Raw genomic sequence first — 23,379 nt, 5'->3', positions numbered from 1 at the left:
GCATTATCTTCAAGCATTAATAGTATGATGGTGATGCATTTCAGCCTCTGTCCGCGCTTTTCGGCCCATATCTGAGTAGCCCGCGTTGAATAATTTCATCAAGAGAATTAAAAAAGCCAATATGAACGAGCAGTCCGAGCCGTTGAGACGTGCTTCGAGCCTGGCCCGCGGATCGAACCCCGGCCGTCTCGTCGAGGTCTTGCGACGCCAGGGGCCGTTGCCGCGGGTCGAGCTCGCACGCAGCACGGGCCTGAGCTTCCCGGCCATTTCGGCCATCACGTCGAAGCTGATGGCGGAAGACCTGCTGTGCGAAGCCGAGACGGATGCGGCGACGCTGTGGCCCGACGATGCCGACGAAGAGGATGCGGATGGCGGCCGTCGCCGCGGCCGGCCGGCAGTCCTGCTGACCCTGAATCCCGAGTTTGGCCGCATCATCGCCGTCTCGCTGCGCATGAATCTGGTCGAGACACTGATCGCCGATTTCAGCGGCTCCGCCCTGGCGCAATCGCGACTTGAACTCGCGACGCGCGCGCTCGATGCAGGCGCATTATGCGAGCTCGTGATCGCACAGATCGACGCCATGCTTGAGGCGACCGCCACGCCGCGACGTCGGTTGCTCGGAATCGGGATAGCGCTGCAGGGCATCGTCGACGGCGACACCGGCCGGCATCTGTGGAGCCCGGCGCTGTCGATCACCGATGTCGATCTTGCCAAGCCGATTCGCCAGGCGTTCGGTGTCGAGGTCGTGATGGCGAACGACGCGGTCGCGGTCGCGCTGTCCCTCGCAGCCGCCGAACCGGCACTGGCGCAGGGCCTCACGGCCACGATCATGGTGGGACACGGCGTCGGCATGGGCATCATTGTCGACGGTGAAGCGCGCTGGGGTGCCGGCGCGGGCAGTGAGATCGGTCATGTCAAGTTGGCGCTGAACGGCCCGCAATGCCGCTGCGGTCAGCGCGGCTGCATCGAGGCCCATCTTGCCGACTACGCGCTCTACCGCGATGCCCGCACCTTTCTCGACCTGCCGCCGGCGGCGTCGCAGCAACCGTCCGAGGCGCAGATGGCTCTGCTGCACGATCGGGCACGGAGCGGCGATTCCCGCCTCGAGCACTTGTTCCAGCAGGCGGGCCACGCGCTTGCCGAGGCGGTCGCCACGACGATATCGGTGCTGCGCCCGCATCACGTCATCCTCGCAGGTCCCGGCCTGCAGGCATTCGACATGATGCACAGTGCTTATGAAGAGCGGCTCGACCAGGCGGTGCTGCCGTGGCTGCTCAAGTCCACGGCGATATATGTGCGTCCAAGCGAGTCGGCGACCATCGTCGACGGCATGGTGCGGCGGACGCTGCGGGTCGTCGACCGCAGCCTCATGGAGACGACCGAGTGAACCTCGGGATTTGTGGCCCTTTTGCTTGAGCCGCAGCAACGCAACCGACGCCCTTCAGGCGCCAAAATCGAGAGGATGCCAATGCAGGGCGCCATCTATCCAAGTCTCAAGGACCGGACCGTGCTGGTCACCGGCGGCGGTTCCGGCATTGGCGAGGCGATCGTCCGCCAGTTCATCGGCCAGGGCGCGCGGGTCGGCTTCATCGACATCAATCTGACGGCCTCGGAGCAGCTGCTGTCCGATCTCGGCGCGCAAGCCCGCGTGCACTTCGAACATGCCGATCTGCGCGACATCGGCGCGCTGCGGCGCGCAGTCGCCGGCATCCGCGAGGCGCTCGGCCCGGTCACCATCCTGGTCAACAATGCGGCCCGCGACGACCGTCACGCGATCGAGGACGTCACACCGGAATTCTGGGACGAGCGGATCGCCGTGAACCTGAAGCACCAGTTCTTCAGCGCCCAGGCGGTCGCGCCGGACATGAAGCAGGCAGGCGGCGGTTCGATCGTCAACATCGGCTCGGTGAGCTGGGTGATCGGCCAGGGCAACATGCCATGCTACACAACGGCCAAATCAGCCGTTCAGGGCCTCACCCGGGCGCTGGCCCGCGATCTCGGGCCGCACAACATACGGGTCAATTCCATCCTGCCCGGATGGATCATGACCCAGCGGCAGCAGGATCTGTGGTTGACGCCTGAAGGCGTCGCCGAGTTGATGCAGCGCCAATGCCTCAAGCGCAAACTCGTGCCTGATGACATCGCCCGCGTCGTGCTGTTCTTCGCCGCCGATGACAGCGGCGCCTGCACCAACCAGAGCCATATCGTCGATGGTGGTTGGGTCTAGCGCTTCAGGTAATCCGGCAGGGTAAACCCGTCATAGAACCGGTCGGACAGGATCGCGGTCTTGAACGTCTGTGATTTGTAGCCGGCGACGATGTCCTGCGCCCACGGTGAGCCCGCATTGGCCTGCTTCACCGCGACCACATTGATATAGGGCGTCGTCATCCTCTCCAGGGCGAATGCGTTGGTCAGCTTCAGGCCGCTGTAGATCGCGAAGTTGCCCTGGATGGCGGCGAAATCAACGTCGTCGAGCGCGCGCGGCGCCTGTGCCGCTTCCAGCGGCACGATCTTGATGCCGCCGGGGTTCTTGATCACGTCGAGTTCGCTGACATCGACCGGCTTGGAGTCGCGAATCTCGACGAGGCCGAGATCGCGCAAGATCCAGAGCGCGCGCTGCAGATTGACGGGATCGTTGGGCACGGCCACGGTCGAGCCGGGCTTGATCGGGGAGCCGACCGGGTGCTTCTTCGAGTAAAGCCCCATCGGGGGCGTCGGGACGTGGACGATGCCGACGAGGTCGGTCTGCTGCCGCTCGTTGTACGAGTTCAGGAAGATCGTGTGCTGCATGACGTTGGCGTCGATCTCGCCCTTGAACACCGCGTTGTTGGCTTCCAGCCCGGTCGAGAACTCGACATAGCGGATACGGTAGCCTTTCTTCTCCAGCTCCGGCGCGACGCCAACCTTGAATTCGTCGATATAGGGGCCCGGTACGAAGCCGACTTTCAGATCGGATTTGGCGGATGTCTCCGCGTGCAGGGCGGCGCCGGTAAGAACACCGAGAATGAGCAGGGTCGAAAGCAACAGGACACGCGCAGTGGTCATTGAGTTCTCAAATCCTTGGGCAGTGGGCAAACAGCGATTTGGCCGACGCGAGGTCGGCAGTTTCGAGCACGTCAGGCGATCAGGCGATCGCCTTGATCGATCCGGAAAACAGGCTTTGCGGCCGGCTCAGTCCGTAATGGTCGCGCAGCGTCGTGCCGCCGTACTCGTCGCGGAACAGGCCGCGTTTGCGCAGGATCGGCACGACCTGCTCGGCGAAAATATCGAATCCGCCGGGTAGCCAGGGCGGCATCACGTTGAAGCCGTCGGCCGCGCCGTTCTCGAACCAGGTCTGGATGCTGTCGGCGATTTTTTCCGGCGGGCCCGCGATCACCCAGTGGCCGCGCGCCCCGGCGAGACGCTGCACGAGCTGGCGGATGGTCGGCTGCTCGCGATCGACGATGTCGACCACGAGCTTGAAACGGCTGGCGACCCCGCGGGCGCTACCGGTGTCGATCAGGTGGCGCGGGAAGGGACCGTCGAGGTCGAAGCCGGAGAGGTCGAGCCCGATCATCTGGCGAAGCTGGGTCAAGGAGTATTCCGGCTGGATCAACTCGTTGAACTCGTCCTGCAACCGGTCGGCTTCGGCCTGTGTGCTGGCGATGAACGGGCTGATGCCCGGCAGGATCTTGACCTGATCGGGGCTGCGATCGAAGGCGCGTGCCTGCCGCTTGATGCCCGCATAAAACTCCTGGGCGCTCGCCAGCGTCTGATGCGCGGTGAAGATCGCTTCGGCAAAGCGCGCGGCAAAGGCGCGTCCGTCATCGGACGAGCCCGCCTGGACATAGACCGGCCGTCCCTGCGGCGTCCGCGAGATGTTGAGCGGACCGCGCACTCGGAAATGCTTTCCGACGTGATCGACCGGATGGATCTTTCCCGTATCGGCGAAAATGCCGGATGCGGGATCGTTCACCACCGCGTCGTCTTCCCAGCTGTCCCACAGCCGCGTGATGACATCGAGATATTCCCGCGCCCGCTCGTAGCGTTCGTGGTGCGGCGGATGCTCGGGCAAGCCAAAGTTCTGCGCCGCCTGCGCCGTGCTGGTCGTGACGATGTTCCAACCGGCCCGGCCGCCGCTGAGGTGATCGAGCGACGCGAACAGGCGGGCCAGGTTGTAAGGCTCGGTGTAGGTCGTCGACGCGGTCGCGATCAGGCCGATCCGTTTCGTGGCGACGGCGATTGCGGCCAGCCAGGTGATCGGCTCGAACCGGAATCGTTGTGCGTAGCGAACATTGTCGGCCAGCGCGGGGCCGTCGGCGAAGAAGATCGCGTCGAATTTCTGGGCCTCGGCGCGCTGCGCCAGCTCCTGATAGTAGGTAACGTCAAGGATGCGATCCGCCGCAGAGCCCTTGTAGCGCCATGCCGCCTCGTGATGGCCGCCGGGATAGATAAAGAGGTTGAGGGAAAGCTGTCGTTTGCTCATCTCGGATCTCGTAAGTTCTGCCGATCGTTATTGGTGGGACGGCGCCTTGTGCGCAAACGCGAAGCGCAGGTAGCGCTCCAGCTTCAAACCTTCGGGCGTGCGTTTTTCTTCGACAAGGCGCGCGAAGGTGCGTCGCACCAGGTCGCGCTCGTGAGGGGTGAACGCTTCGAGGAAATTGCCGAATGCGCTCGCTTCCGACCACTGCAGCAGCGATGCGGCATCGTCGTGGATATCGATCAACGCGCGCAATTCGCTACGGTAGCCGGCGAAGCCGTGTGCCGCGAACAGCGATTTGAGCTCCTCGTCGGTCGATCCGAGCACCGGGTTGGAGTCCTGGCGATCGCCGGCAAGACCCGCCTCGACGATGGCGCGACGAAGCAGAAGGCGCGACTGGTGCGGCCTGGACGGATCCTGCACATTCAATCCGAGGCGGCCGCCGGGCTTGAGCACGCGCCGGATCTCCCGCAGCGCGCGATCCTTGTCGGAGATCCAATGGAAGACGCTGTTGAGATAGACTGCGTCGAACTGCGCGTCGTCGAAGCCCGACAGATCTTCGGCGCGCCCGGTGGCGAACTGGAGGTTATCCCCCTGCCGAAGGCGCGCAATTTCGATGCGGCCGGCAAGTGGGTCGATACCGATCACGTGGCCGTCCGGGCCGACCAGTCCGGCCACGAATTCTGCAAGCCGGCCGGTTCCCGTCCCGATGTCGAGCACGTGCTCGCCGGACTTGATGGCGAGCGGCCCGATCAGGAACTTGCCGTGGCGAAATTGAACGAGTCCCGCTTCATCATAGGCGCGGGCGAGCTCCGGAGTATCGTGTTCAAGGCTGATGTCGCCAACAGTTTGCGGCATTTCGAGACCCATCGTTGCTCGCCGCGCGTCGACGTCAGGCGCGTGCGTTGCGGCAGACTCTATGTCGACGGTGATGAAATGAATTTGCATTGTTGCGCGGCAAGCGAGCATGAACGTGACGAGTTCGTCGTTCACCGGAGATGAGTGCGATCGCGCCGATCCGGGCGGTGCATGATTTGGGAGGTTTTCCCGATCGATCGCGCCGATCCCGCACGTCGCAATGCACATGAGACGATCGGTCAGGCGGCGATCGTCGCAAATATTTCAATGCCCGCGTTGTCCACGACGCGAACATTGCCTGCTATCGAAAACAAAGCTGGTTTCGTTTCATTGACTGAATGTCGATCGCTTTTACGATTTGCAACGTCAAAGCGAGGTGGTCATTCATGCCGCAATCCGATCCTGACAGCGTCGCCCGCGAGGCCCTCCGGCTGATCGGGGCCGACCCGCAGAACTGGGTGCCTGATCGCGACGGGATCGATCACAACGTCGTCGTGGTTGGCGGTGGCCAGTCCGGTGCGGCCTTCGCGTTTGCGTTTCGGCGCGCCGGGATCGGCAGGGTTTCGGTGATCGATGCCGCCGCCGACGCCAGCAAGGCCGGCGTGTGGTTGACGAGCGCGCGAATGCACAAGCTCCGTACCCCGAAGACGCTTCCAGGTCCGGAGCTCGGTCTGCCCGGTCTTGGTTTCCAGGCATGGTATGAAGCACGCCATGGCGCGGCGGCCTTCGACGCGCTCGATCGGATTCCGCGGCTCGATTGGGCGGCCTATCTCGACTGGTATCGCCGCGTGACCGGCGCCGGCATTCGTTACGGTACGCGGCTGCTCCGCATCGAGCCCGCAGCCGATCATCTGCGGTTACATCTGGAGCGGAGCGGGGTCACGTCCATCGAGACCACGCGCAAGCTGGTGCTCGCAACCGGTTTTGCGGGTAGCGGGGGCGCTTATGTCCCTGACGCGCTGCGGGCCCTACCGAAGCGATTCCACGCGCATACTTCGGAGAAGATCGATTTCAGGCCGCTGCGTGGTCTCTCCGTTGCGGTGGTCGGGAGTGCTGCGTCGGCCTTCGATGCGGCGGCCGCGGCCCTTGAGGCCGGAGCGCGTGACGTTCATCTGTTTGCGCGCCGGGAGACCTTGGCCGCGTTGCCGGTCATTCGGATCCGCGGCTACCCGGGAGCCTATGACAATTATGGCAGCTTGCCTGATGCGGTGCGCTGGCATCAGGCGATTCGGTTCAGGCAGGCTGGGTCGACCCCGCCGCCGGATGCGATCTCGCGCGCGGTCGCCTTTCCCAATTTTCATCTGCATCTGGGCGCGCCGTGGACCTCGGCGCAATTGAAGGGGGTACGGCCGGTCGCCATCACTCCGCAGGGCGAGTTCGCGTTCGATTTCGCGATTGCCGGGACCGGCTATTCCGTCGATCTTGGCGCGCAGTCCGAGCTCGGCGATTTCGCCGACGAAATCCTGCTGTGGCGAGATCGCTTCGTGCCGCCTGACGGCGAAAAGGACGATAGCTTGGCGGCCTATCCTTATCTCGGGTCCGGGCACGAGTATCTGGAGAAAGTTCCGGGCCGCGCGCCGTATCTGAAGGACATTCACGTCTTCAACCCGGCGGCATTTGTCAGCTTCGGCCTGCCGATCGGCGACGTTCCAAGCTTCAAGCGCGACATTCCGGGGATCACGGCCAGGATCAGCCGCGATCTGTTCCTGGCCGACCTCGCATCTCACGAAGCGCGCATCAACGGAGAGATCGCGGAGGATTTCAGCACCGAGCTCTATGCGCCGGCTGTCTGGCGGCCGCCGCAGCCCGTCGCGGCGGAATAGCGAGGATCACGGCCACATCATTCATCTCCGCCGTCGTCTCCGCGACCGGCGCATGGCGGAGCCTTGTCCAGGGGATCGCGGCGACGAGACCAGCATCATGAGCAACACGACCAGCATCGACAACGTCATTCCGCGCGCCGACATCGTCAGGCGTGCTGCCCGGCTTGGTGCCGAGATCAAGAATGTGAAGCTGTCGGGTGACCTTCCCGACGCGGTCATCCGTGCTATCAACCAGGTGCTGCTCGAGCACAAGGTGATCTTCTTTCGCGACCAGGGGCATCTCGACGACGCCGAGCAGGAGCGCTTCGCGGTCAGGCTCGGCAAGCTGGTGCCGCATCCGACCATCGGCCCGAGCAAGGGCACGTCGTCGATCCTCGAACTGGATTCGGGACGTGGTGGCGGCCGCGCGGACCAATGGCATACCGACGTCACCTTCGTCGATGCCTATCCGAAGATCTCGGTGCTGCGCGGCGTGGTAATCCCGCCCTATGGCGGTGACACCGTCTGGTCGAACACGGCGGCGGCCTATCTCGATCTGCCGGCACCACTGCGCAAGCTCGCCGACGAACTCTGGGCGGTTCACAGCAATGCCTATGATTACGCGGTGAAGTCTCGCGCCACCGACGCCGACAGAAGGCATTTCGACGAGGTATTCACCGGGACGATCTATGAGACCGAGCATCCGGTCGTGCGCGTCCATCCCGAAACGGGCGAGCACACGCTGGTGCTCGGCAATTTCGTCCAGCGCTTTGTCGGCCTGTCGAAATATGACGGCCAGAAGCTGTTCGATCTGTTCCAGTCTCACATCACGGCTCCCGAGAACACCGTGCGCTGGAGCTGGCGGGCCGGAGACGTCGCGATCTGGGACAATCGCGCGACCCAGCATTACGCAGTCAATGACTACGGCGAGCAGCATCGCGTGGTGCGCCGCGCCACCATCGATGGCGAGGTTCCGGTCAGCGTCGACGGCCGCCACAGCGTGACGCGGATCAAATCGCCGAAGCCGCAGGCGGCGAAGGCAGCCTGAGCATGTCGCCTATTGGAGCAACACGATGAATGCCATCATTCGAATTCTGCGCGCGCGGCGGGCCGCCGCGCGCCGGGCGGCGCGATTGCTGCTCGCCGGCGCCCTTGCGGCGGGCCTGATCGCTCCGGCCTTCGCCGAGCCACCGCTCGAGAAGACCGAGATCCGCTATCAGGGCTGGGCCGGGCAGGTGACGTTCACCGAGCTCGCCGAGGACCTCGGCTACCTCGCGCCCCTCAAGCTCAAGTGGGTCGGCAACACCATCAGCGGACCGCAGGACATCCAGACCGTCGTCACCGGCGACATCGACGTCGGCGGCGCTTTCTATGGCGCGATTATCAAGCTGATCGCGGCCAAGGCGCCGATCAAGGTGGTGGTCGGCTACTACGGTTCCGACGCGAACACCTATTACGGCTACTATGTGAAAGACGACAGTCCGATCAAGACGGCCCGCGACCTGATCGGCAAGAAGGTCGCGGTCAATACGCTTGGCGCCCATCTGGAGTTCGTGCTGCGTGAGTATCTGGCGCGGAACGGCCTTAGTGCCGGTGAGGCCAAGCAGGTGACATTGGTGGCGGTTCCACCCGTCACCGGCGAGCAGGCGCTCCGGCAAGGGCAGGTCGAGGTGAGCGCGCTCAGCGGCGTGTTGCGCGACAAGGCGCTGGAGCGTGGCGGAATCCGTTCGCTCTTCAACGATACCGATCTGTTCGGACGATTCACCGGCGGTGCCTATGTGCTGCGGGAGAAGTTCATCAAGGACAATCCGAACACCGCCCGCAAGCTGGTTGAGGGGATCTCACGCGCGATCCAGTGGGCGCAGACGACGCCGCCCGATGAGGTGCGGGCACGCTTCGACCGGATCATCGCGGAGCGCAAGCGCAATGAGGATGCCTCGTCGATCAAGTACTGGAAGAGCACCGGCGTCGCGTCCAAGGGCGGCGTGATCTCGGATGACGAGCTGCAGGTCTGGATTGACTGGCTGGTCAAGGACGGCCTGCTCAAGCCGGGCCAGATCAAGGCCTCGGACACCTACACCAACGAGTTCAACTATTTCCGTCCCGGAAAGACGGCGGAGGCGCGATGACGTCGGTCAAGATCAGCTTTGAGAATGTCCGCAAGGAGTTCGTCACCCGAGGCGAGGGGAGCCGGCCGGCGGGCCATTTCACCGCGCTCGAGGACATCACGTTCGACGTCCGCACCGGCGAATTCCTGGCCCTGGTCGGTCCAAGCGGTTGCGGCAAGTCGACATTGCTCAATCTGCTCGGCGGGCTCGCAACGCCGACCAGCGGCCGCATCCTGCTCGATGGTCGGCCGATCGTCGGGCCTGGACGCGACCGCGGCGTCGTCTTCCAGCAGTATGCGCTGTTTCCATGGCGCACTGCCGCGCAGAATGTGGAGTTCGGGCTCGATATCGCCGGCCTCAAGCCGAAACAACGCGGTGAGATCGCGCGGCACTTTCTCGACTTGGTCGGGCTGTCCGGTTTTGCCGACCGTTACCCGCACGAGCTCTCCGGCGGCATGAAGCAGCGCGTCGCGATCGCGCGCAGCCTTGCCTACGATCCGGAAGTGCTGCTGATGGACGAGCCGTTCGCCGCGCTCGATGCCCAGACGCGCGAAACGCTGCAAGGCGAGCTGCTGCGGATCTGGCGTGCCACCGGCAAGACCATCATCTTCATCACTCATGGCATCGACGAGGCCGTTGTGCTCGGTCAGCGCGTGGCGGTCATGACGTCGCGTCCGGGCCGGATCAAACAGATTGTCGACACCCCCGCGGCCTTGCGCAGCGAAGCCGAGGATGTGCGCTCGTTGTCGGAATTCGGTCGCGTGCGCCATGAGATCTGGAGCCTGCTCCGCGAGGAAGTGCAGAAGGCGCAGCAGGGGCAATCGGCGGGCAGGGTCAGCGCAGGCCGTGTCGAGCATGAAGTAAAGGAAGTCGCTCATGTCTAGCCTGGAGATGCTGACATTGCTGGAGCTCGCGCATGGGCGGCGAGACGAGCACACGCCGGCGGCGCGGTCACCGCTGGTGAGCGCGGTCCGCGCCGCGACACGCGGTCTGGCAGCTTTCGGGCGCCGCTCCCTGCTGCTGATCGCCCTTCTGGCGATCTGGGAGGCCACGCCCAGGCTCGGCTTGATCGACGCGGTGTTCCTGCCGCCATTCTCTGATGTCATCGCCGCAGGCTGGCAGCTCGCACAAACCGGTGAGCTCTATGACGACGCCTCCGCGAGCCTGCTCCGCGCCCTGAGCGGGTTTCTGGTGTCGGTCGTGCTGTTCGTCCCGCTCGGGCTGGCCGTCGGCTGGTACACAAGGCTCGGCGATCTCCTGAACCAGTTCATCGAGATTTGCCGCAATACCGCGCCGCTCGCGCTGTTGCCGGTATTCATCCTGCTGCTCGGCATCGGCGAGCTCTCGAAAGTCACGATGGTGGTCTATAGCTGTGCCTGGCCGCTCCTGCTCAACACCATTGCCGCGGTGAAGCAGGTCGATCCGCTCTTGATCAAGTCGGCGCGGACCATGGGCGCGACCCCGCAGCAGCTGTTCCGCAAGGTGATCCTTCCGGCGGCGCTGCCGACGATCTTTGTCGGCATTCGCCTCGCCAGTGCGTCAGCCATGCTGGTGCTGGTCGCATCCGAGATGGTCGGCGCCAAGGCCGGCCTCGGCTATCTCATCATCAACAGCCAGTACAGCTTCCTGATCCCGCAGATGTATTTCGGCATAATCGGGATCACCGTGATCGGGCTGGCATTCAATGCCGTCCTGGAGGCGTTGGAACGGCGCTTGATGCGGTGGAAGGCACAGGTCGCGGCGTGAGGCCGTGGTTCAGGCGCCACTCGAACTGTTTCGTGCGGTGGCCTGCGTCACAATGCTGTTCGGCGGCACGTCCTTGGTCAGCCAGACGTTGCCGCCGATGGTCGACCCGCGGCCGATCGTGATCCGGCCGAGTATGGTTGCGCCGGCGTAGATCACGACGTCATCCTCGACGATCGGATGGCGGGCGTCGCCCTTGATCACATGGCCCTCGTCGTCGGTCGGGAAATGCCGCGCGCCGAGCGTGACGGCCTGATAGACCCGGACATTGTTGCCGATGATGGCAGTTTCGCCGATCACGACGCCGGTTCCGTGATCGATGAAGAATCCGGAGCCGATCCGGGCGCCGGGATGGATATCGATGCCGGTCCTTGTGTGGGCGATCTCCGACATCAGGCGCGCCACCAGCCGCGCGCCGATCTGGTAAAGCAGATGGGCAAGGCGATGGTGGATGATCGCGGTCATCCCGGGATAGCCGATCAGGATCTCGGGAAAATTCCGCGCCGCCGGGTCTCCAACGAATGCAGCGCGCAGATCGTTGATCAGCAGTCCGCAGACCGACGGCAGTTGGGTGGCGAATGCGCGTGTCAGCTCGATCGCCTCTTCGTGCGCAAAGCCCGGCTCCAGCTCGTCACCAACGAACAGCGCGCCGCGATGGATCTGCGCGCCGAGCGAATCCAATGCTGTGCTCAGCGTATTGCCGACGAAATAGTCGATGTTCTCGCCGTCGAGGTCCGATTGGCCGTAGTGGCGCGGAAACAGCGCCTCGGTGAGGCCATCCAGGATCGCCTCCAGCGCGTCGCGCGAGGGGGCACGGCGAGCCTCGCCGTCTTGTCGGATGCTGTGGGTCTCCTCCCGCGACGTGCGCAACTCGGCGACGATCCGGTCGAGCTGCCAGCGGCCTGGTGGTCTGCTGACCGCACCGGCCGTTGACGGAGGCGATGCTGGCGGCAATTCGCGTTTCATGCTGCACCCTTTCTCTGTTCTAACGGACATGCGCCAGAGGAATGCTGACTTCGGCCAATAGGTCGAGATCGGCTTCGTGATCGATCTGGACATACTGTCCATTCCAGTAAGTGAGGCCGGACAGCCGATGCGACAATTCCATGCTGGCGAGGCGGCCCACGATGATGCCATGGGAATGCCGCTCGATGATCTCCTCGACCTGGCATTCGATCATCGCAAGCGACCGCTGCAGCAACGGCACGCCCGAGGCTCCATGGGTCCAGTCGGTCCCCTCGAAGCGTTCCCTGCCTTTCAGCCGGCCATTGCTGAAGCGCTCGGCCAGGGCCTGCTGGTCGGAGCCGAGGATGTTGACACCGAACAGCCGATGGTGGGCGATCGGTACGAAGGACGATGCCTGCCGGTTGATGCTGACCAGCAACCGGGGTGGGCTGGCGCTGAGCGACGTCAGCGAGGTCACCGTCATGCCGGTGATGTCCTCACCCTGTCCTGCGGTGATGATGCAAACGCCGCCCGGGAGGCGGCGCTTGACAAGGCGAAATTGACGCTCGACCTCGTGGTCGGCGTCGACAAGATGAATATCCGGCCTGCTCATCGGGATTCTCCCTTGCATTGCCTCGCCGGATTGGACCTCGCCAGAGCGTTTTCGAGCGAAGTGATACCGGTTCGCGTGAAGAAAACGCATCAAAACAACAAGCCAGAGCTCCGTTCCGCTTCGATCGGAAACGGGGCTCTAGAAGAAGCCTTTGGCGGGTAGCGGCGTGCCGCTGATCTCGTATTGTCCGATCGAGCGCGCCTTGAAGGTGTTTGGATTGTGCGACGCGAGCGTGCGCGCGTTGCGCCAGTGGCGGTCGAAATTGGCGGCCTTCTTGGTGGCCGATGCGCCGCCGACGTCGAACAGCAGGCTGCCGCTCCGGATCGCGAATTCGTCCGCAACGATCTTGGCCTTGGCCGACAGCAGCGCGGCCTTGTGCGCGGCATCGACGGCGTTTTCGTCGCCTGCATCGAAAGCGTCGGTGGCGGCATCGAGCGCCTCCGCGGCGGCAAGCACCACGGTCTCGGCGGCGAATGCGCCGCTGGCGATCTGGCCGACGGTCTGTTGCAGCAGCGGGTCATCCGCCGGAACTTCGCTCGGCGCGTAATAGAATGTCCGCTTGCGGGTCCGCACCAGGGCGCTGGCGTCGCGCAGCACGGCGCGCGCGATGCCGGCATTGATCGCGGTCAGGAACAGCTGGGCAAATGTGTTGGAGTAGGGAATGCCATAGCCGGTGTCCGGTGCATCGAACACGACCTCCTGGCGTTTGACGCGCACGTTGCGGAAGTGAGTGGTGCCGGTCGCCGTCAGCCGCTGCCCGAGGCCGTCCCAGTCGTCGATGAGCTCAATGCCGTCGCGGATGACCGGAATCAGCACGGCGGCATTGGTGGCGGATGCGTCGGCGGTGCGAACGAGGACGTAGTCCGAATACAGCGTGCCGGTGCTGTAGTACTTCGTGCCGTTGAGCAAATAGTCGTCGCCGTCGGCAGTGAGTGTCGTGTTCGGCGTGATGTTGCCGACCTTCGGCGTGTCGAGCTCGGTCGCCGCAAGCCCGATGATCGCGCCGTCGGCGACTGCCTTCTGCCACTGCCTGTGCTGATCGTCCTTCGGCCGGCGCACCAGGCGTTCGACGACGCTGAAATGGTTGCGCAGGATATGCGCGACATTCGCGTCGGCCTCGCCGAGACCGATGACGATCTCGAACAATGCGCGAATCGACAGACCGGCGCCGCCGGATTCGGTCGGAAGCCGCAACGCGCCGAGGCGGGCCTTGCGAATGAGATCGACTTGCGCGAATGGCAGGACGCGCTCGCGTTCGCGGTCGGCGGCGCCTTCCGCGATGCGGCCAAGCAGCGCGTCGATATCGGGCGCGTGGCTGCGGAGGCGGTCGGAAGGCTCCAGCGAGGTAGCGGATAAAGGCTTGTTCATTGGTGTCACTCGAAGCGCGTTAGTCGGACGGTTGTTGATCAGACCTGGGCCAAATGGTCGGTGACCTTGATCGGCTCCGGAAGCACCTTGCGCGCGACCAGCCAGTCGGCGGCCCGTTGCAGCTCGGCGAGGAAGTTTTCGTCGTTGGCGGCGAAGTAGCGATACTGCCGGTTCAACGCGATGAACTGGTCGCGGACCTGGTCGCTGTATTTGCCGGCCTTCTGCGCGATGTATTCGGCATCCTTGCTGTTCGCGGAGATCCACTTGCCCTCGGCGCGGAAGGCATCGTTGACGGCCCGGACCAGCGCAGGATTGTCGGTCGCGAATTTTCGGGTGGTCAGGTAGGACGTGTAGTCGATCTGGAACTCGAGATCGCGACCTTCCAGGAAGATGTCGTGCGCCTTGTATTCGAGCCGCGCGATGTCGACGCCCGGGCTCCACATCGACCAGGCGTCGACCTTCCCGGAGGCCAGCGCCGGCGCAGCGTCCGGCGGGTTGAGATAGACGAACGTCACCTTGGAGCGGTCGACCTTGTGCTTCTCGAGCGCCGCAACCAGCAGGAATTCGCCGAGACCCGAACGGTTCACCGCCACCGACTTGCCGACGAGATCCTCGACCTTGTTTATGCCGGAGTCATCCCGCGCGATGATCGCAGTGGTGCGCGGCTCGTAGACCACGAATTGCGTGAACACCAGCGGCGAGCCGGCGATGATCGCGGCGAGTGCCGGCGTCGTGCTGCCGCCGAAGCTGAAATCGGCGCTGCCGCCGGTCACAGCCTGCAGCGTCGGTGCATGATTGGGGAACGGCCCGAGCCACTCGACCTTGATGCCGTCCCTGGCCAGCAGCTTCTCGAACTCGCCGCGCTCCTTGGCGATCAGATTGAGGCCGCTCAAACCCCAGGTCAGACGTACAGTGTCGGTGACGCGGCGGGTCGCCGCATGCGCCGGCTCGGACAGGTCAAAACCGGCAAGCGCGCCGATGCCGAAGGCGGCGCCGCCAAGGAAGCTGCGACGGGTGGGGTTGGTGAACCGTAGGATAGACATCGAGTGGTCCTCAGGCAGGAATGGGGTGAGAGGCGCCGACGCCGAGCTCCGCCAGCAGGTCGGTGCGGGCGATCGGCGCTGCGCCGTTACGTTTCATGCGATGCTCGAACGCGATCCGGCCCTCGCGCATCACCAGGATGCGGTCGGCGAGCGCGATCGCCTCGTCGACGTCGTGGGTGACCAGGAGAACGCCGGGCCGATGGACGGCGACCAGCTCGCGCACCAGATCGTGCATGCGAATGCGGGTCAGCGCGTCGAGCGCGGCAAAGGGCTCATCGAGCAAGAGCAGCTCGGGCTCCTGCACCAGCGCGCGCGCCAGCGCCACGCGCTGCGCCTGTCCGCCCGAGAGGTTGCGCGGCCAGTCATCGAGACGGCCGCCGAGTCCGACCTCGGTGAGCGCGGTGGCGGCGCGCTGACGGGCGTCGCTCGCATTGAGGCCGAGCGAGACGTTGCGCCACAGACTGTCCCACGGCAGCAGCCGATGCTCCTGGAAAACGACGGCCGGCCGCCGTGGTGCGATGATGCGCCCGCCGTCGATCGCATCGAGGCCGGCCAGCGCCCGCAGCAGCGTGGTCTTGCCGCACCCGCTTTCGCCGAGCAGGACGACGAACTCGCCGCGCTCGATGCGCAGGTTGAGGTTCTCGATCACCACGCGGCTGCCATAGGCGCGATGCAGTCCCGTCACCACGACGGCCGGCGCAATCGCGGCCGGTGAGGGCACGGCGTGCAACGTCATCGTGCGCCTCCATAGTTCGGATGCCAGGCCAATAGCCGTCGCTCCAGGGCGCGCGCGATGCCGTCGGCGGCGACACCGATCAGCGCATAGATCACGATCGTCAGCACGATCACGTCGGTGCGCAGGAACTCGCGTGCATCCATGGCGAGAAAGCCGATGCCGGACTGGGCGCCGATGGTCTCTGCGACCACCAGTGCCAGCCACGCGGTCGCCAGCGCATAGCGCACACCGGTCAGGATCGAGGGCAGGGCGCCGGGCAGGATGACGCGCCGGATCAGCTCGAGCGTTCCGAGGCCCTGGACGCGGCCGAGCTCGAGCAGCTTCGGGTCGACCTGCCGGATACCCAGCGTGGTGTTGATGTAGATCGGGAAGGCGACGCCGAGCGCGACCAGGAAGACCTTCTGGGCTTCGCCGACGCCGAGCCAGACGATCACCAGCGGCAGCGCGGCGAGAAACGGGATCGCGCGGATCATCTGGATGCTGCGGTCGATCGCGGCCTCCGCGATCCGCGAGAAGCCCACGAGGATGCCGAGCGCGAATCCGACGCTGCCGCCGATCGCAAAACCGGCCGTTGCGCGCAGCAGGCTGACGCCGAGATCGTTCAGCAGGCTTCCGGACGTCGCCAGCTTGAATGCCGTCCGGACGACCTTGCTCGGTGCCGGCAGCACCTGCGGCGAGAGCCAGCCGGCCTGCGCCAGCAATTCCCAGACGATCAGAAGCACGACCGGGGCGAGCCACGACAGCAGCAGCATGCCGCGCCGGCCGATCTCTACTCGTGGCTTCCGGGACGGCGATGCGGTTTGATCGCTGCGCGGCGTTGAATCAAACGCGGTTGATGGCGCAGCCTGTTCGAGGTTGCTCAAGTCTGTTCGGTCCTCATCCAACACGGCGCGCGGACGTCATTGATCGCGCGCGGCATGGTCTGCCGTTCTCTCGATTGACGGTTCGTCGTCGTTCGAAAGGGCGCGCGGCTCATGCGACGCAAACTGTCCCACGAATTTTCTCGAACAGAAATAGAGCCGTATTCCAATTGTCGCTGCGTCCGGAGTTTTCTGGTTCATCGGCGCGCGCCGCGCGGCAAGGATAATCTTTTGATGCGCCGCTGCTTGATCTGCCGCCGTGCTTCTTTGAAAACACGCCGACGCAACGTCAGGGAAATCGGAGAGACGGAATGTCGACACGACCGCTTCGCTTTGGCATCTGGGCGCTGGTCCATGGTTCGCGCGCGGCCTATCAGGATCCGGAGGAGCCGTATGACGCATCGTGGGAGCGCAATCGCGACCTCGTGCTTGCCGCCGAAGCGCTGGGCTACGATTCCACGCTGATCGCGCAGCACACCATCAATCCGCATCAGGAGGATTTCGATCAGCTCGAGGCCTGGAGCGCGGCGGCGGCCGTTGCGGCATTGACCAGCCGGATCGAGATCATCGCGGCCATCAAACCCTATCTCTACCACCCGGTGGTTCTGGCCAAGCTTGCGCTCGGGATCGAGAACATCAGCCGCGGACGCTTCGCGATCAACCTGGTCAATGCCTGGAACCGGCCCGAGCTCGACAAGGCCGGCATCGGCTTTGCCGAGCACGATGCCCGTTACGCCTATGGCCGCGAGTGGGTCACGATCGTCTCGCGCCTGATGCAGGGCGAGCGGTTGACCTACAAGGGCGAACATTTCGACGTCCGCGATTATCTGTTGCGGCCGACGAGCCTCTACCGACCGCGACCATTGATCTATGTCGGCGGCGAGTCCGAGCCGGCGCGCGCTTTGGTCGCCGACCACGGCGACGTCTGGTTCATCAACGGTCAGCCGCTCGAGGATGTCGCGGGCCTCATTGCCGACGTGGCGGCGCGGCCACGGACCTCGGCGCCGCTTCGCTTCGGGCTGTCCGCCTTCGTCATCGCGCGCCAGACGCAGGCCGAGGCCCAGGCCGCCTATGAGCGGCTGCTGGAGCTGTCGCGGCAGGACGCCTCGATTAAGGCGATCCAGCGGCAGAACACCGATCCGAAGGTCGTGATGATGCAGACCATGCAGAAGTCGGAGCGGGTCGGCAGCAACGGCGGCACCGCTGCCGGGCTGGTTGGGAGCTATGATGACGTGGCCGCCCGGATCGGGGCGTTCCATGCCGCGGGCATCGAGTTGTTCATGCTGCAGTTCCAGCCTTTCGAGGCCGAGATGGAGCGCTTTGCGAAGGAGATCATCCCGCGCGTCCGCGCAGCGTCATCTGTTGCAAATGATACGCGAGCACTGCTGGCGGGTTCGCGGTAGCTGCGTCACGCGGTTGCGGCGGCTTCCGTCTGACGCGCAAAGCGGCTGATCGGCCGAGGCAAGCCAAAATGCTCACGCAAGGTGGTGCCGGCGTAATTGGTTCGGAACAGACCGCGGCGCTGCAGGATCGGCACCACGCTGTCGACGAAGATTTCGAGCCCCGTCGGCAACACGTCGGGCATCAGATTGAATCCGTCGGCCGCGCCAGCCCTGAACCAGGCCTCGATGTCGTTGGCGATCTGCTCGGGCGTGCCGACGATGATCCGGTGTCCGACCCCACCGCCGAGTGCCCGCAACAATTGCCGGACGGTGAGGTTGCCGCGGCGCGCAAGGTTCACCGTGCCCTGGAACATGGTGTGGTTGGCGTTGGCCGGCAGTGGGAGTGGATCGGGTAGCGGCTTGTCGAGCTCTAGGATCGCAGAATCGACCTGCAACGTGCCGGCGAGACGCGCGAGGCTGTACTCGATCGGAACCAGCTCCCACAGCTCATCCTGCCGCCGTTTCGCCTCGGCCTCGGTGCTGCCGATCACGGTGGCAAGGCCCGGCAGGATGACGATGGAGTCACCGGCGCGACCGTAGGCCGCGGCGCGGGCGCGCAGGTCGCGCGCATAGGCGACGCCTTCCTCGATCGTCTGGGCCAGCGTGAACACGGCTTCGGCCTGCGCGGCAGCGAGATCACGGCCGTCGCTCGAGCCGCCGGCCTGCACGGTCACCGGGCGGCCCTGCGGCGAACGCGGCACGTTGAGCGGACCGGCCACGGAGTAATGGGCGCCGCGATGCGCGATCGGATGAACCTTCGACGTATCGACAAATCGCGCCGAGGACTTGTCGCCGACGAAGGCGTCGTCCTCCCAACTGTCCCACAGTGCATGGACGACCTCGGCGAACTCCTTGGCGCGCTCGTAGCGGGCCTTGTGCTCCAGCACGTTGCTGAGGCCGAAATTTCGGCTGGCCGACGCGTCGGCCGTGGTTACCGCATTCCAGCCGGCGCGGCCGCCGCTCGCCAGGTCCAGGGTCGCGAAGCGGCGTGCGATGTTGTAGGGCTCGTTGTAGGTGGTCGAGGCGGTCGCGATCAGCCCGATATGGCTGGTCGCCGCGGCCACCGACGCCAGCACGATCGTCGGTTCCATCGACATGAAGGAGCGGTAGTCGATGCGGTCGGTGATGGCCGGCGTGTCGGCAAGGAAGATCGCATCGAGCTTGCCGCGCTCGGCGATCTCAGCCACGCGCACATAATGGCCGACGTCGAAGCAGGCGCGAGGATCGCTTTCGGGCATCCGCCACGCCGACGCGTATACGCCGGAGTGCAGCAGGTTGACATTGAGGTGAAGCTGACGATCGGACATGGCTGCCACGCAATGGGGTGAGACGATTCACGAAGTATCGCCTGTCTGGCCGCATGAAAACGAACGGCCGGCGTGTCCATGCAAAAAGAAATATCCGTCCCCGCTGCGCGATCTGCGGACAAATCCGGTGTCGATCTTCTGCGATGAACGGAACGTCCCGCCCGTCGCCGCATGAATATTCTTTGGCGCGCAGCGGCAGGGGAAGCTTCGTCCAAGTCTGTGCAAATATCTGAAATTGCCAGAGCAGCCTCCGCGCGTAACGATGCTGTTGCGGCGTATTGCAAGCAATCGGTGCCGGCCGGAGAATTGAACGATGACAATCCACGAGCGACGTGCCGAACAGCGAACCGCGCCAGGCGGCTCGGTCGAATTCGACGCTGACGTGCTGGTGATCGGCGGCGGGCCGGCGGGGACGTGGGCTGCGGTGAGCGCAGCCGAGCGCGGCGCGCGCGTCGTGCTCGCCGACAAGGGATTTTGCGGCACGTCGGGTGCCACCGCGGCTGCCGGCACCGGCGTCTGGTATGTCGATCCCAATCCGGCGCTGCGTGAGGCCGCGATGGCCAATCGCGAAAAGATGGGCGGGTACTTGCAGGATCGCCGCTGGATGGCGCGCGTGCTCGACCAGACCTACGAGGACAGCGATCGTCTGGCTGCCTGGGGTTACCCTTACCCGGTCGACGACGGTGGCAAGTCACAGCGCAACTCGCTGCAAGGGCCGGAATACATGCGCCTGATGCGCAAGCGCACCAAGCAGGCCGGTGTCACCATTCTCGATCACAGCCCGGCGCTTGAGCTGCTGGTGGATGACGACGGCTCGGTTGCGGGAGCCAGCGGCGTGCGCCGCCAGAAGCACGATCGCTGGATCGTGCGCGCCAAGGCTGTCGTCATGGCGACCGGCGGCTGCGCGTTCCTGAGCAAGACGCTGGGATCGAATGTGCTGACCGGGGACGGTTATCTGATGGCCGCGGAGGTCGGAGCCGAGTTCAGCAGCATGGAATTCTCCAACCCTTATGCGATCTCGCCGGCGTTCGGCTCCGTGACCAAGACGCTGTTCTACGGCTGGGCGACCTTCAGCTATGAGGACGGCAGCGTCGTTCCCGGTGCGGCATCCAAGGGCGGGCGATCGGCGATTGCGCGCGCGCTGCTTCAGGGACCGGTCTATGCCCGCCTCGACAAGGCCGACGACGACGTGCAGCGGCACATGCGCGCGTCGCAGCCGAATTTCTTCCTGCCGTTCGATCGCACCGGCATCGATCCCTTCAGGGAGCGTTTCCCCGTCACTTTGCGGCTCGAAGGCACCGTGCGCGGCACCGGCGGCCTTCGCATTGTCGACGACAGCTGCGCCACCAGCGTGCCAGGACTCTATGCGGCCGGTGATGCAGCGACGCGCGAGTTGATCTGCGGCGGCTTCACCGGCGGCGGCAGCCACAACGCCGCCTGGGCGATGTCATCGGGGACCTGGGCCGGATGGGGCGCTGCCGGCTATGCAAGGCAGCTGGGCCCGGCACGTCAGCGACGGCTGGCGTCCGCCGGAACCGTTGCGTTTCGAAGCAGAGCGGGTCGCGCGTTTGAGCCGGCCGCGCTGGCAAAGGCGGTCCAGGACGAGGTCTATCCGTATGAGCTGAACTATTTCCGGCACGCCTCGCGTCTCGAAGGCGCGCTGGCGCGGCTCGATGCGGAATGGTCTGACGCCTCGGCGGCCGATGCGGCGAGCAAGGACGATCTGCTGCGTGCCCGCGAGAGCACGGCCATGCTGGCGACGTCGCGCTGGATGTACCGCAGCGCGCTGGCGCGTCACGAAAGCCGCGGCATGCATCGCCGCGACGACTATCCCGATCAGGACGACCGCCAACGCCATTACGTGACGAGCGGCGGCCTCGACGAGGTCTGGACCACGGTGCGGCCGCATGCCGAGGCCAGCTATGCAGAGGCCGCGGAATGATCGAGGTGATCGACGCCGAGCGCTGCACGTCCTGCGACATCTGCGTGAATGTCTGCCCCACCAATGTCTTCGACAAGACGGAGGGGATTCCGGTGATCGCCCGTCAGGGCGATTGCCAGACGTGTTTCCTCTGCGAACTGTATTGTCCCGAGGACGCGCTTTACGTGTCGCCTTATGCGGAGGAGCCTCGCCCAACCGACGTGGTCGCGCTGCGGCAGACTGCTGCGTTGGGCAGTTACCGCCGCGCGGTCGGCTGGACCGACGAGACGCGCGATCTCCGCGGCATCGACCGCAGCTATCTGCTCTTTGGTCATTGAGCCGGGCTGCGCCCGGCGACCGAAGCCATTTCCCAATTGGACCGACCGAATGAATGTACATCAATCCCTGACGACGGCGCAGCCTGTTGCGCCGCTGCCGCCCATTCCGCTCGCTCCGAACGCGAGCGAAGCCATGATCCGCTTCGAAGCGGTCTCGAAGGTCTATCCGGCCTATCGCGACAAGCCGAGCGTGCACGCCTTGCAGGCGATCGACTTCGCGATTCCGCGCGGCTCGATCACCGGCGTGATCGGCCGCTCCGGCGCCGGCAAATCGAGCCTCGTCCGCCTCATCAACGGGCTTGAGAAGCCGTCGAGCGGCCGCGTCGTCGTCGATAACAGCGAGATTTCGGCGCTTGCCGGCCGCGAACTGCGCCTGGCGCAGCGCTCGATCGGCATGATCTTCCAGCACTTCAACCTGTTGTCGTCGCGGACGGCGGCCGACAACATTGCCTTGCCGCTCGAGATCGCCGGCTGGTCTAGGGCTGACATCGCCGTCCGTGTGGCCGAGCTGCTCGAGCTCGTCGGCATTGCCGACAAGTACGATCGCTATCCCTCCGAATTGTCCGGCGGCCAGAAGCAGCGCATCGGCATCGCCCGCGCGCTGGCGACACGGCCGAATGTGCTGCTGTCCGACGAGGCAACGTCGGCGCTCGATCCGCAGACCACGCGTGCGATTCTGGACCTGCTGGCCAACATCAATCGCGAGCTCGGGGTCACGATCGTGCTGATCACCCACGAGATGTCGGTTGTCCGCCAGCTCGCCAAGGAGGTTGCGGTGATCGACGGCGGCCATGTCGTCGAGCGCGGTCATGTCGCGGAAATCTTCACGCATCCCCGGCATCCGGTCACGCAGGCGTTCCTTTCCGAGGTGATCGGGGACAGTGTTCCGGTCTCGCTGGCGAGCCGCCTTTCGCCGCAACCGGTTGCAGGCGGGCAGGCGGTCCTTCGCGTGCAGGTGCGCGGCACCAAAGCCGGCGACACCGTGGTGGCGCGGCTTTCGCGCGAACTGTCCCATGACGTGGCGCTGCTATCGGCCCGCATCGACGAGATCGGCGGCCAGCACGTGGGTTCGCTGATCCTCGGCATTCCCGGCAGTGAAGCCGCGGCCAGGCAGGCCCTGGCCTATCTTTCTCAGCATGACATTCTGGTGGAGCGTCTCGGCTATGTCGCGTGAACTCATCAACCTGATCGTTCAGGCCACGGGCGAGAGCCTTTTCATGGTCTCGGTGGCCGCGCTGGTTGCGACCGCACTGGGCCTTCCGCTTGGCGTCTTCCTGGCGACCAGCCGGAAAGGGGAGCTGTTCGCCGCGCCGTCAGCCAATGGCGTGCTCGGCGTCATCGTCAATGCGGCCCGCTCGACGCCGTTCATCATCCTGGTGGTTGCGATCATTCCTTTCACGCGGCTGATTGCCGGCACCTCGATCGGATCGGGCGCGGCAATTGTGCCGCTCACCATCGCGGCAACGCCGTTCATCGCCCGTCTGGTCGAGGCGGCGATCCGCGAGGTCGATGCCGGTCTGATCGAGACGGCGTCCTCGTTCGGTGCAAGCCCGTTGCAGATCGTATTCAAGGTCCTGATCCCGGAGGCCTTGCCGGGCCTGGTGCTGGCCCTGACGCTCGCGGTGGTCAGCCTGCTCGGCTACTCCGCAATGGTGGGGGCCGTCGGCGGCGGCGGCCTCGGCGACCTCGGCATTCGCTACGGCTATCAGCGCTTCATGCCCGAAATGATGCTTGCGGTCGTCGTCGTTTTGATCGCACTGGTTCAGACCGTACAGACCGCCGGCGATTATCTGGCGCGCCGCGTCAATCGCCGCCTGCGCCACCGCTAAAGGTGCG

The 23,379-nt window shown here is 65.0% G+C and carries 23 protein-coding genes; 12 read left to right on the top strand and 11 right to left on the bottom strand.

Annotated elements, in window-relative coordinates; all coding sequences use genetic code 11:
- Positions 1-121 precede the first annotated feature (121 nt).
- Together PMN64_RS17480 and PMN64_RS17475 are read left to right on the top strand one after the other, a co-directional pair.
- Positions 122-1,387: an ROK family protein gene (locus PMN64_RS17480; RefSeq protein WP_411781499.1), complete on the top strand. Its 1,266-nt coding sequence runs from the start codon at positions 122-124 to the stop codon at positions 1,385-1,387.
- 81 nt (positions 1,388-1,468) lie between these two features.
- The gene (locus PMN64_RS17475) at positions 1,469-2,227 is read left to right on the top strand and encodes an SDR family NAD(P)-dependent oxidoreductase (protein ID WP_304497050.1); all 759 of its coding nucleotides are present in this window, start codon (positions 1,469-1,471) and stop codon (positions 2,225-2,227) included.
- Here PMN64_RS17475 and PMN64_RS17470 read toward each other — a convergent pair.
- The 3 genes from PMN64_RS17470 to PMN64_RS17460 form a co-directional block, all read right to left on the bottom strand.
- On the bottom strand, positions 2,224-3,045 hold the full coding sequence (locus PMN64_RS17470) for a MetQ/NlpA family ABC transporter substrate-binding protein (RefSeq protein ID WP_411781496.1): 822 nt from the start codon (positions 3,043-3,045) through the stop codon (positions 2,224-2,226). The genes PMN64_RS17475 and PMN64_RS17470 overlap by 4 nt on opposite strands.
- A 79-nt stretch (positions 3,046-3,124) precedes the next feature.
- Entirely contained in the window at positions 3,125-4,465 is a 1,341-nt protein-coding gene (locus PMN64_RS17465) for an LLM class flavin-dependent oxidoreductase (protein WP_304497049.1), read from the bottom strand.
- Positions 4,466-4,492: 27 nt separating this feature from the next.
- Entirely contained in the window at positions 4,493-5,452 is a 960-nt protein-coding gene (locus PMN64_RS17460; RefSeq protein ID WP_304497048.1) for a class I SAM-dependent methyltransferase, read from the bottom strand.
- A 251-nt stretch (positions 5,453-5,703) separates the two neighbouring features.
- On the opposite strand from PMN64_RS17460, the gene PMN64_RS17455 reads away from it, so the two are divergent.
- The 5 genes from PMN64_RS17455 (at position 5,704) to PMN64_RS17435 (ending at position 10,973) form a co-directional block, all read left to right on the top strand.
- Complete coding sequence (locus tag PMN64_RS17455; RefSeq protein ID WP_411781495.1) at positions 5,704-7,140, top strand: FAD-dependent oxidoreductase; 1,437 nt, start codon at positions 5,704-5,706, stop codon at positions 7,138-7,140.
- 97 nt (positions 7,141-7,237) lie between these two features.
- Positions 7,238-8,167, top strand: coding sequence for a TauD/TfdA dioxygenase family protein (locus PMN64_RS17450; protein WP_411781494.1), 930 nt, complete (start codon positions 7,238-7,240; stop codon positions 8,165-8,167).
- Positions 8,168-8,192: 25 nt separating this feature from the next.
- Positions 8,193-9,248: an ABC transporter substrate-binding protein gene (locus PMN64_RS17445; RefSeq protein WP_411781493.1), complete on the top strand. Its 1,056-nt coding sequence runs from the start codon at positions 8,193-8,195 to the stop codon at positions 9,246-9,248.
- The gene (locus PMN64_RS17440; RefSeq protein WP_411781492.1) at positions 9,245-10,111 is read left to right on the top strand and encodes an ABC transporter ATP-binding protein; all 867 of its coding nucleotides are present in this window, start codon (positions 9,245-9,247) and stop codon (positions 10,109-10,111) included. The genes PMN64_RS17445 and PMN64_RS17440 overlap by 4 nt, the downstream gene beginning before the upstream one ends.
- Positions 10,104-10,973 (top strand): ABC transporter permease, encoded by an 870-nt coding sequence (locus PMN64_RS17435; RefSeq protein ID WP_411781491.1) that lies wholly within the window; start codon positions 10,104-10,106, stop codon positions 10,971-10,973. The genes PMN64_RS17440 and PMN64_RS17435 overlap by 8 nt, the downstream gene beginning before the upstream one ends.
- A gap of 9 nt (positions 10,974-10,982) precedes the next feature.
- Here the strand turns inward: PMN64_RS17435 and epsC are convergent, their stop codons facing one another.
- From epsC to PMN64_RS17400, 7 genes are all read right to left on the bottom strand, one after another.
- Positions 10,983-11,936 (bottom strand): serine O-acetyltransferase EpsC, encoded by a 954-nt coding sequence (gene epsC, locus PMN64_RS17430; protein ID WP_411781490.1) that lies wholly within the window; start codon positions 11,934-11,936, stop codon positions 10,983-10,985.
- A gap of 19 nt (positions 11,937-11,955) precedes the next feature.
- Positions 11,956-12,528 carry a flavin reductase family protein gene (locus PMN64_RS17425; protein WP_411781489.1) on the bottom strand — a complete coding sequence of 191 codons (573 nt, stop codon included), beginning with the start codon at positions 12,526-12,528 and terminating at the stop codon, positions 11,956-11,958.
- A 138-nt stretch (positions 12,529-12,666) separates the two neighbouring features.
- Positions 12,667-13,896, bottom strand: coding sequence for an acyl-CoA dehydrogenase family protein (locus PMN64_RS17420; protein ID WP_411781488.1), 1,230 nt, complete (start codon positions 13,894-13,896; stop codon positions 12,667-12,669).
- Positions 13,897-13,934: 38 nt separating this feature from the next.
- Positions 13,935-14,939, bottom strand: a complete 1,005-nt coding sequence (locus PMN64_RS17415) for an NrtA/SsuA/CpmA family ABC transporter substrate-binding protein (RefSeq protein WP_411781487.1) — start codon at positions 14,937-14,939, stop codon at positions 13,935-13,937.
- Positions 14,940-14,949: 10 nt separating this feature from the next.
- Positions 14,950-15,675: an ABC transporter ATP-binding protein gene (locus PMN64_RS17410; protein ID WP_028338450.1), complete on the bottom strand. Its 726-nt coding sequence runs from the start codon at positions 15,673-15,675 to the stop codon at positions 14,950-14,952.
- Positions 15,672-16,427: an ABC transporter permease subunit gene (locus PMN64_RS17405; RefSeq protein ID WP_085970476.1), complete on the bottom strand. Its 756-nt coding sequence runs from the start codon at positions 16,425-16,427 to the stop codon at positions 15,672-15,674. Before PMN64_RS17405 ends, PMN64_RS17410 begins: the two co-directional genes overlap by 4 nt.
- Positions 16,428-16,574: 147 nt before the next feature.
- Positions 16,575-16,856 (bottom strand): hypothetical protein, encoded by a 282-nt coding sequence (locus PMN64_RS17400; protein ID WP_155258325.1) that lies wholly within the window; start codon positions 16,854-16,856, stop codon positions 16,575-16,577.
- Here PMN64_RS17400 and PMN64_RS17395 point away from each other — a divergent pair.
- Complete coding sequence (locus PMN64_RS17395; RefSeq protein ID WP_411781486.1) at positions 16,847-17,938, top strand: LLM class flavin-dependent oxidoreductase; 1,092 nt, start codon at positions 16,847-16,849, stop codon at positions 17,936-17,938. The genes PMN64_RS17400 and PMN64_RS17395 overlap by 10 nt on opposite strands.
- A 5-nt stretch (positions 17,939-17,943) precedes the next feature.
- Here the strand turns inward: PMN64_RS17395 and PMN64_RS17390 are convergent, their stop codons facing one another.
- The gene (locus PMN64_RS17390) at positions 17,944-19,284 is read right to left on the bottom strand and encodes an LLM class flavin-dependent oxidoreductase (protein WP_411781485.1); all 1,341 of its coding nucleotides are present in this window, start codon (positions 19,282-19,284) and stop codon (positions 17,944-17,946) included.
- Positions 19,285-19,597: 313 nt separating this feature from the next.
- On the opposite strand from PMN64_RS17390, the gene PMN64_RS17385 reads away from it, so the two are divergent.
- From PMN64_RS17385 to PMN64_RS17370, 4 genes are read left to right on the top strand one after another with little or no spacing between them, the layout of a single operon-like run.
- On the top strand, positions 19,598-21,226 hold the full coding sequence (locus PMN64_RS17385) for an FAD-dependent oxidoreductase (protein WP_411781484.1): 1,629 nt from the start codon (positions 19,598-19,600) through the stop codon (positions 21,224-21,226).
- Entirely contained in the window at positions 21,223-21,543 is a 321-nt protein-coding gene (locus PMN64_RS17380) for a ferredoxin family protein (protein WP_016840109.1), read from the top strand. Before PMN64_RS17385 ends, PMN64_RS17380 begins: the two co-directional genes overlap by 4 nt.
- Positions 21,544-21,592: 49 nt before the next feature.
- Positions 21,593-22,717 (top strand): methionine ABC transporter ATP-binding protein, encoded by a 1,125-nt coding sequence (locus PMN64_RS17375; RefSeq protein WP_411781483.1) that lies wholly within the window; start codon positions 21,593-21,595, stop codon positions 22,715-22,717.
- Positions 22,707-23,372: a methionine ABC transporter permease gene (locus PMN64_RS17370; protein ID WP_038382360.1), complete on the top strand. Its 666-nt coding sequence runs from the start codon at positions 22,707-22,709 to the stop codon at positions 23,370-23,372. The genes PMN64_RS17375 and PMN64_RS17370 overlap by 11 nt, the downstream gene beginning before the upstream one ends.
- The last annotated feature ends 7 nt before the right edge of the window (positions 23,373-23,379 follow it).

Origin of the sequence: Bradyrhizobium sp. UFLA01-814, assembly GCF_046718885.1 — a bacterium.
Taxonomy (GTDB): domain Bacteria; phylum Pseudomonadota; class Alphaproteobacteria; order Rhizobiales; family Xanthobacteraceae; genus Bradyrhizobium; species Bradyrhizobium elkanii.
Note: the sequence above shows the minus strand (reverse complement) of the source record. Positions and strands in the feature narration are given on the sequence as shown.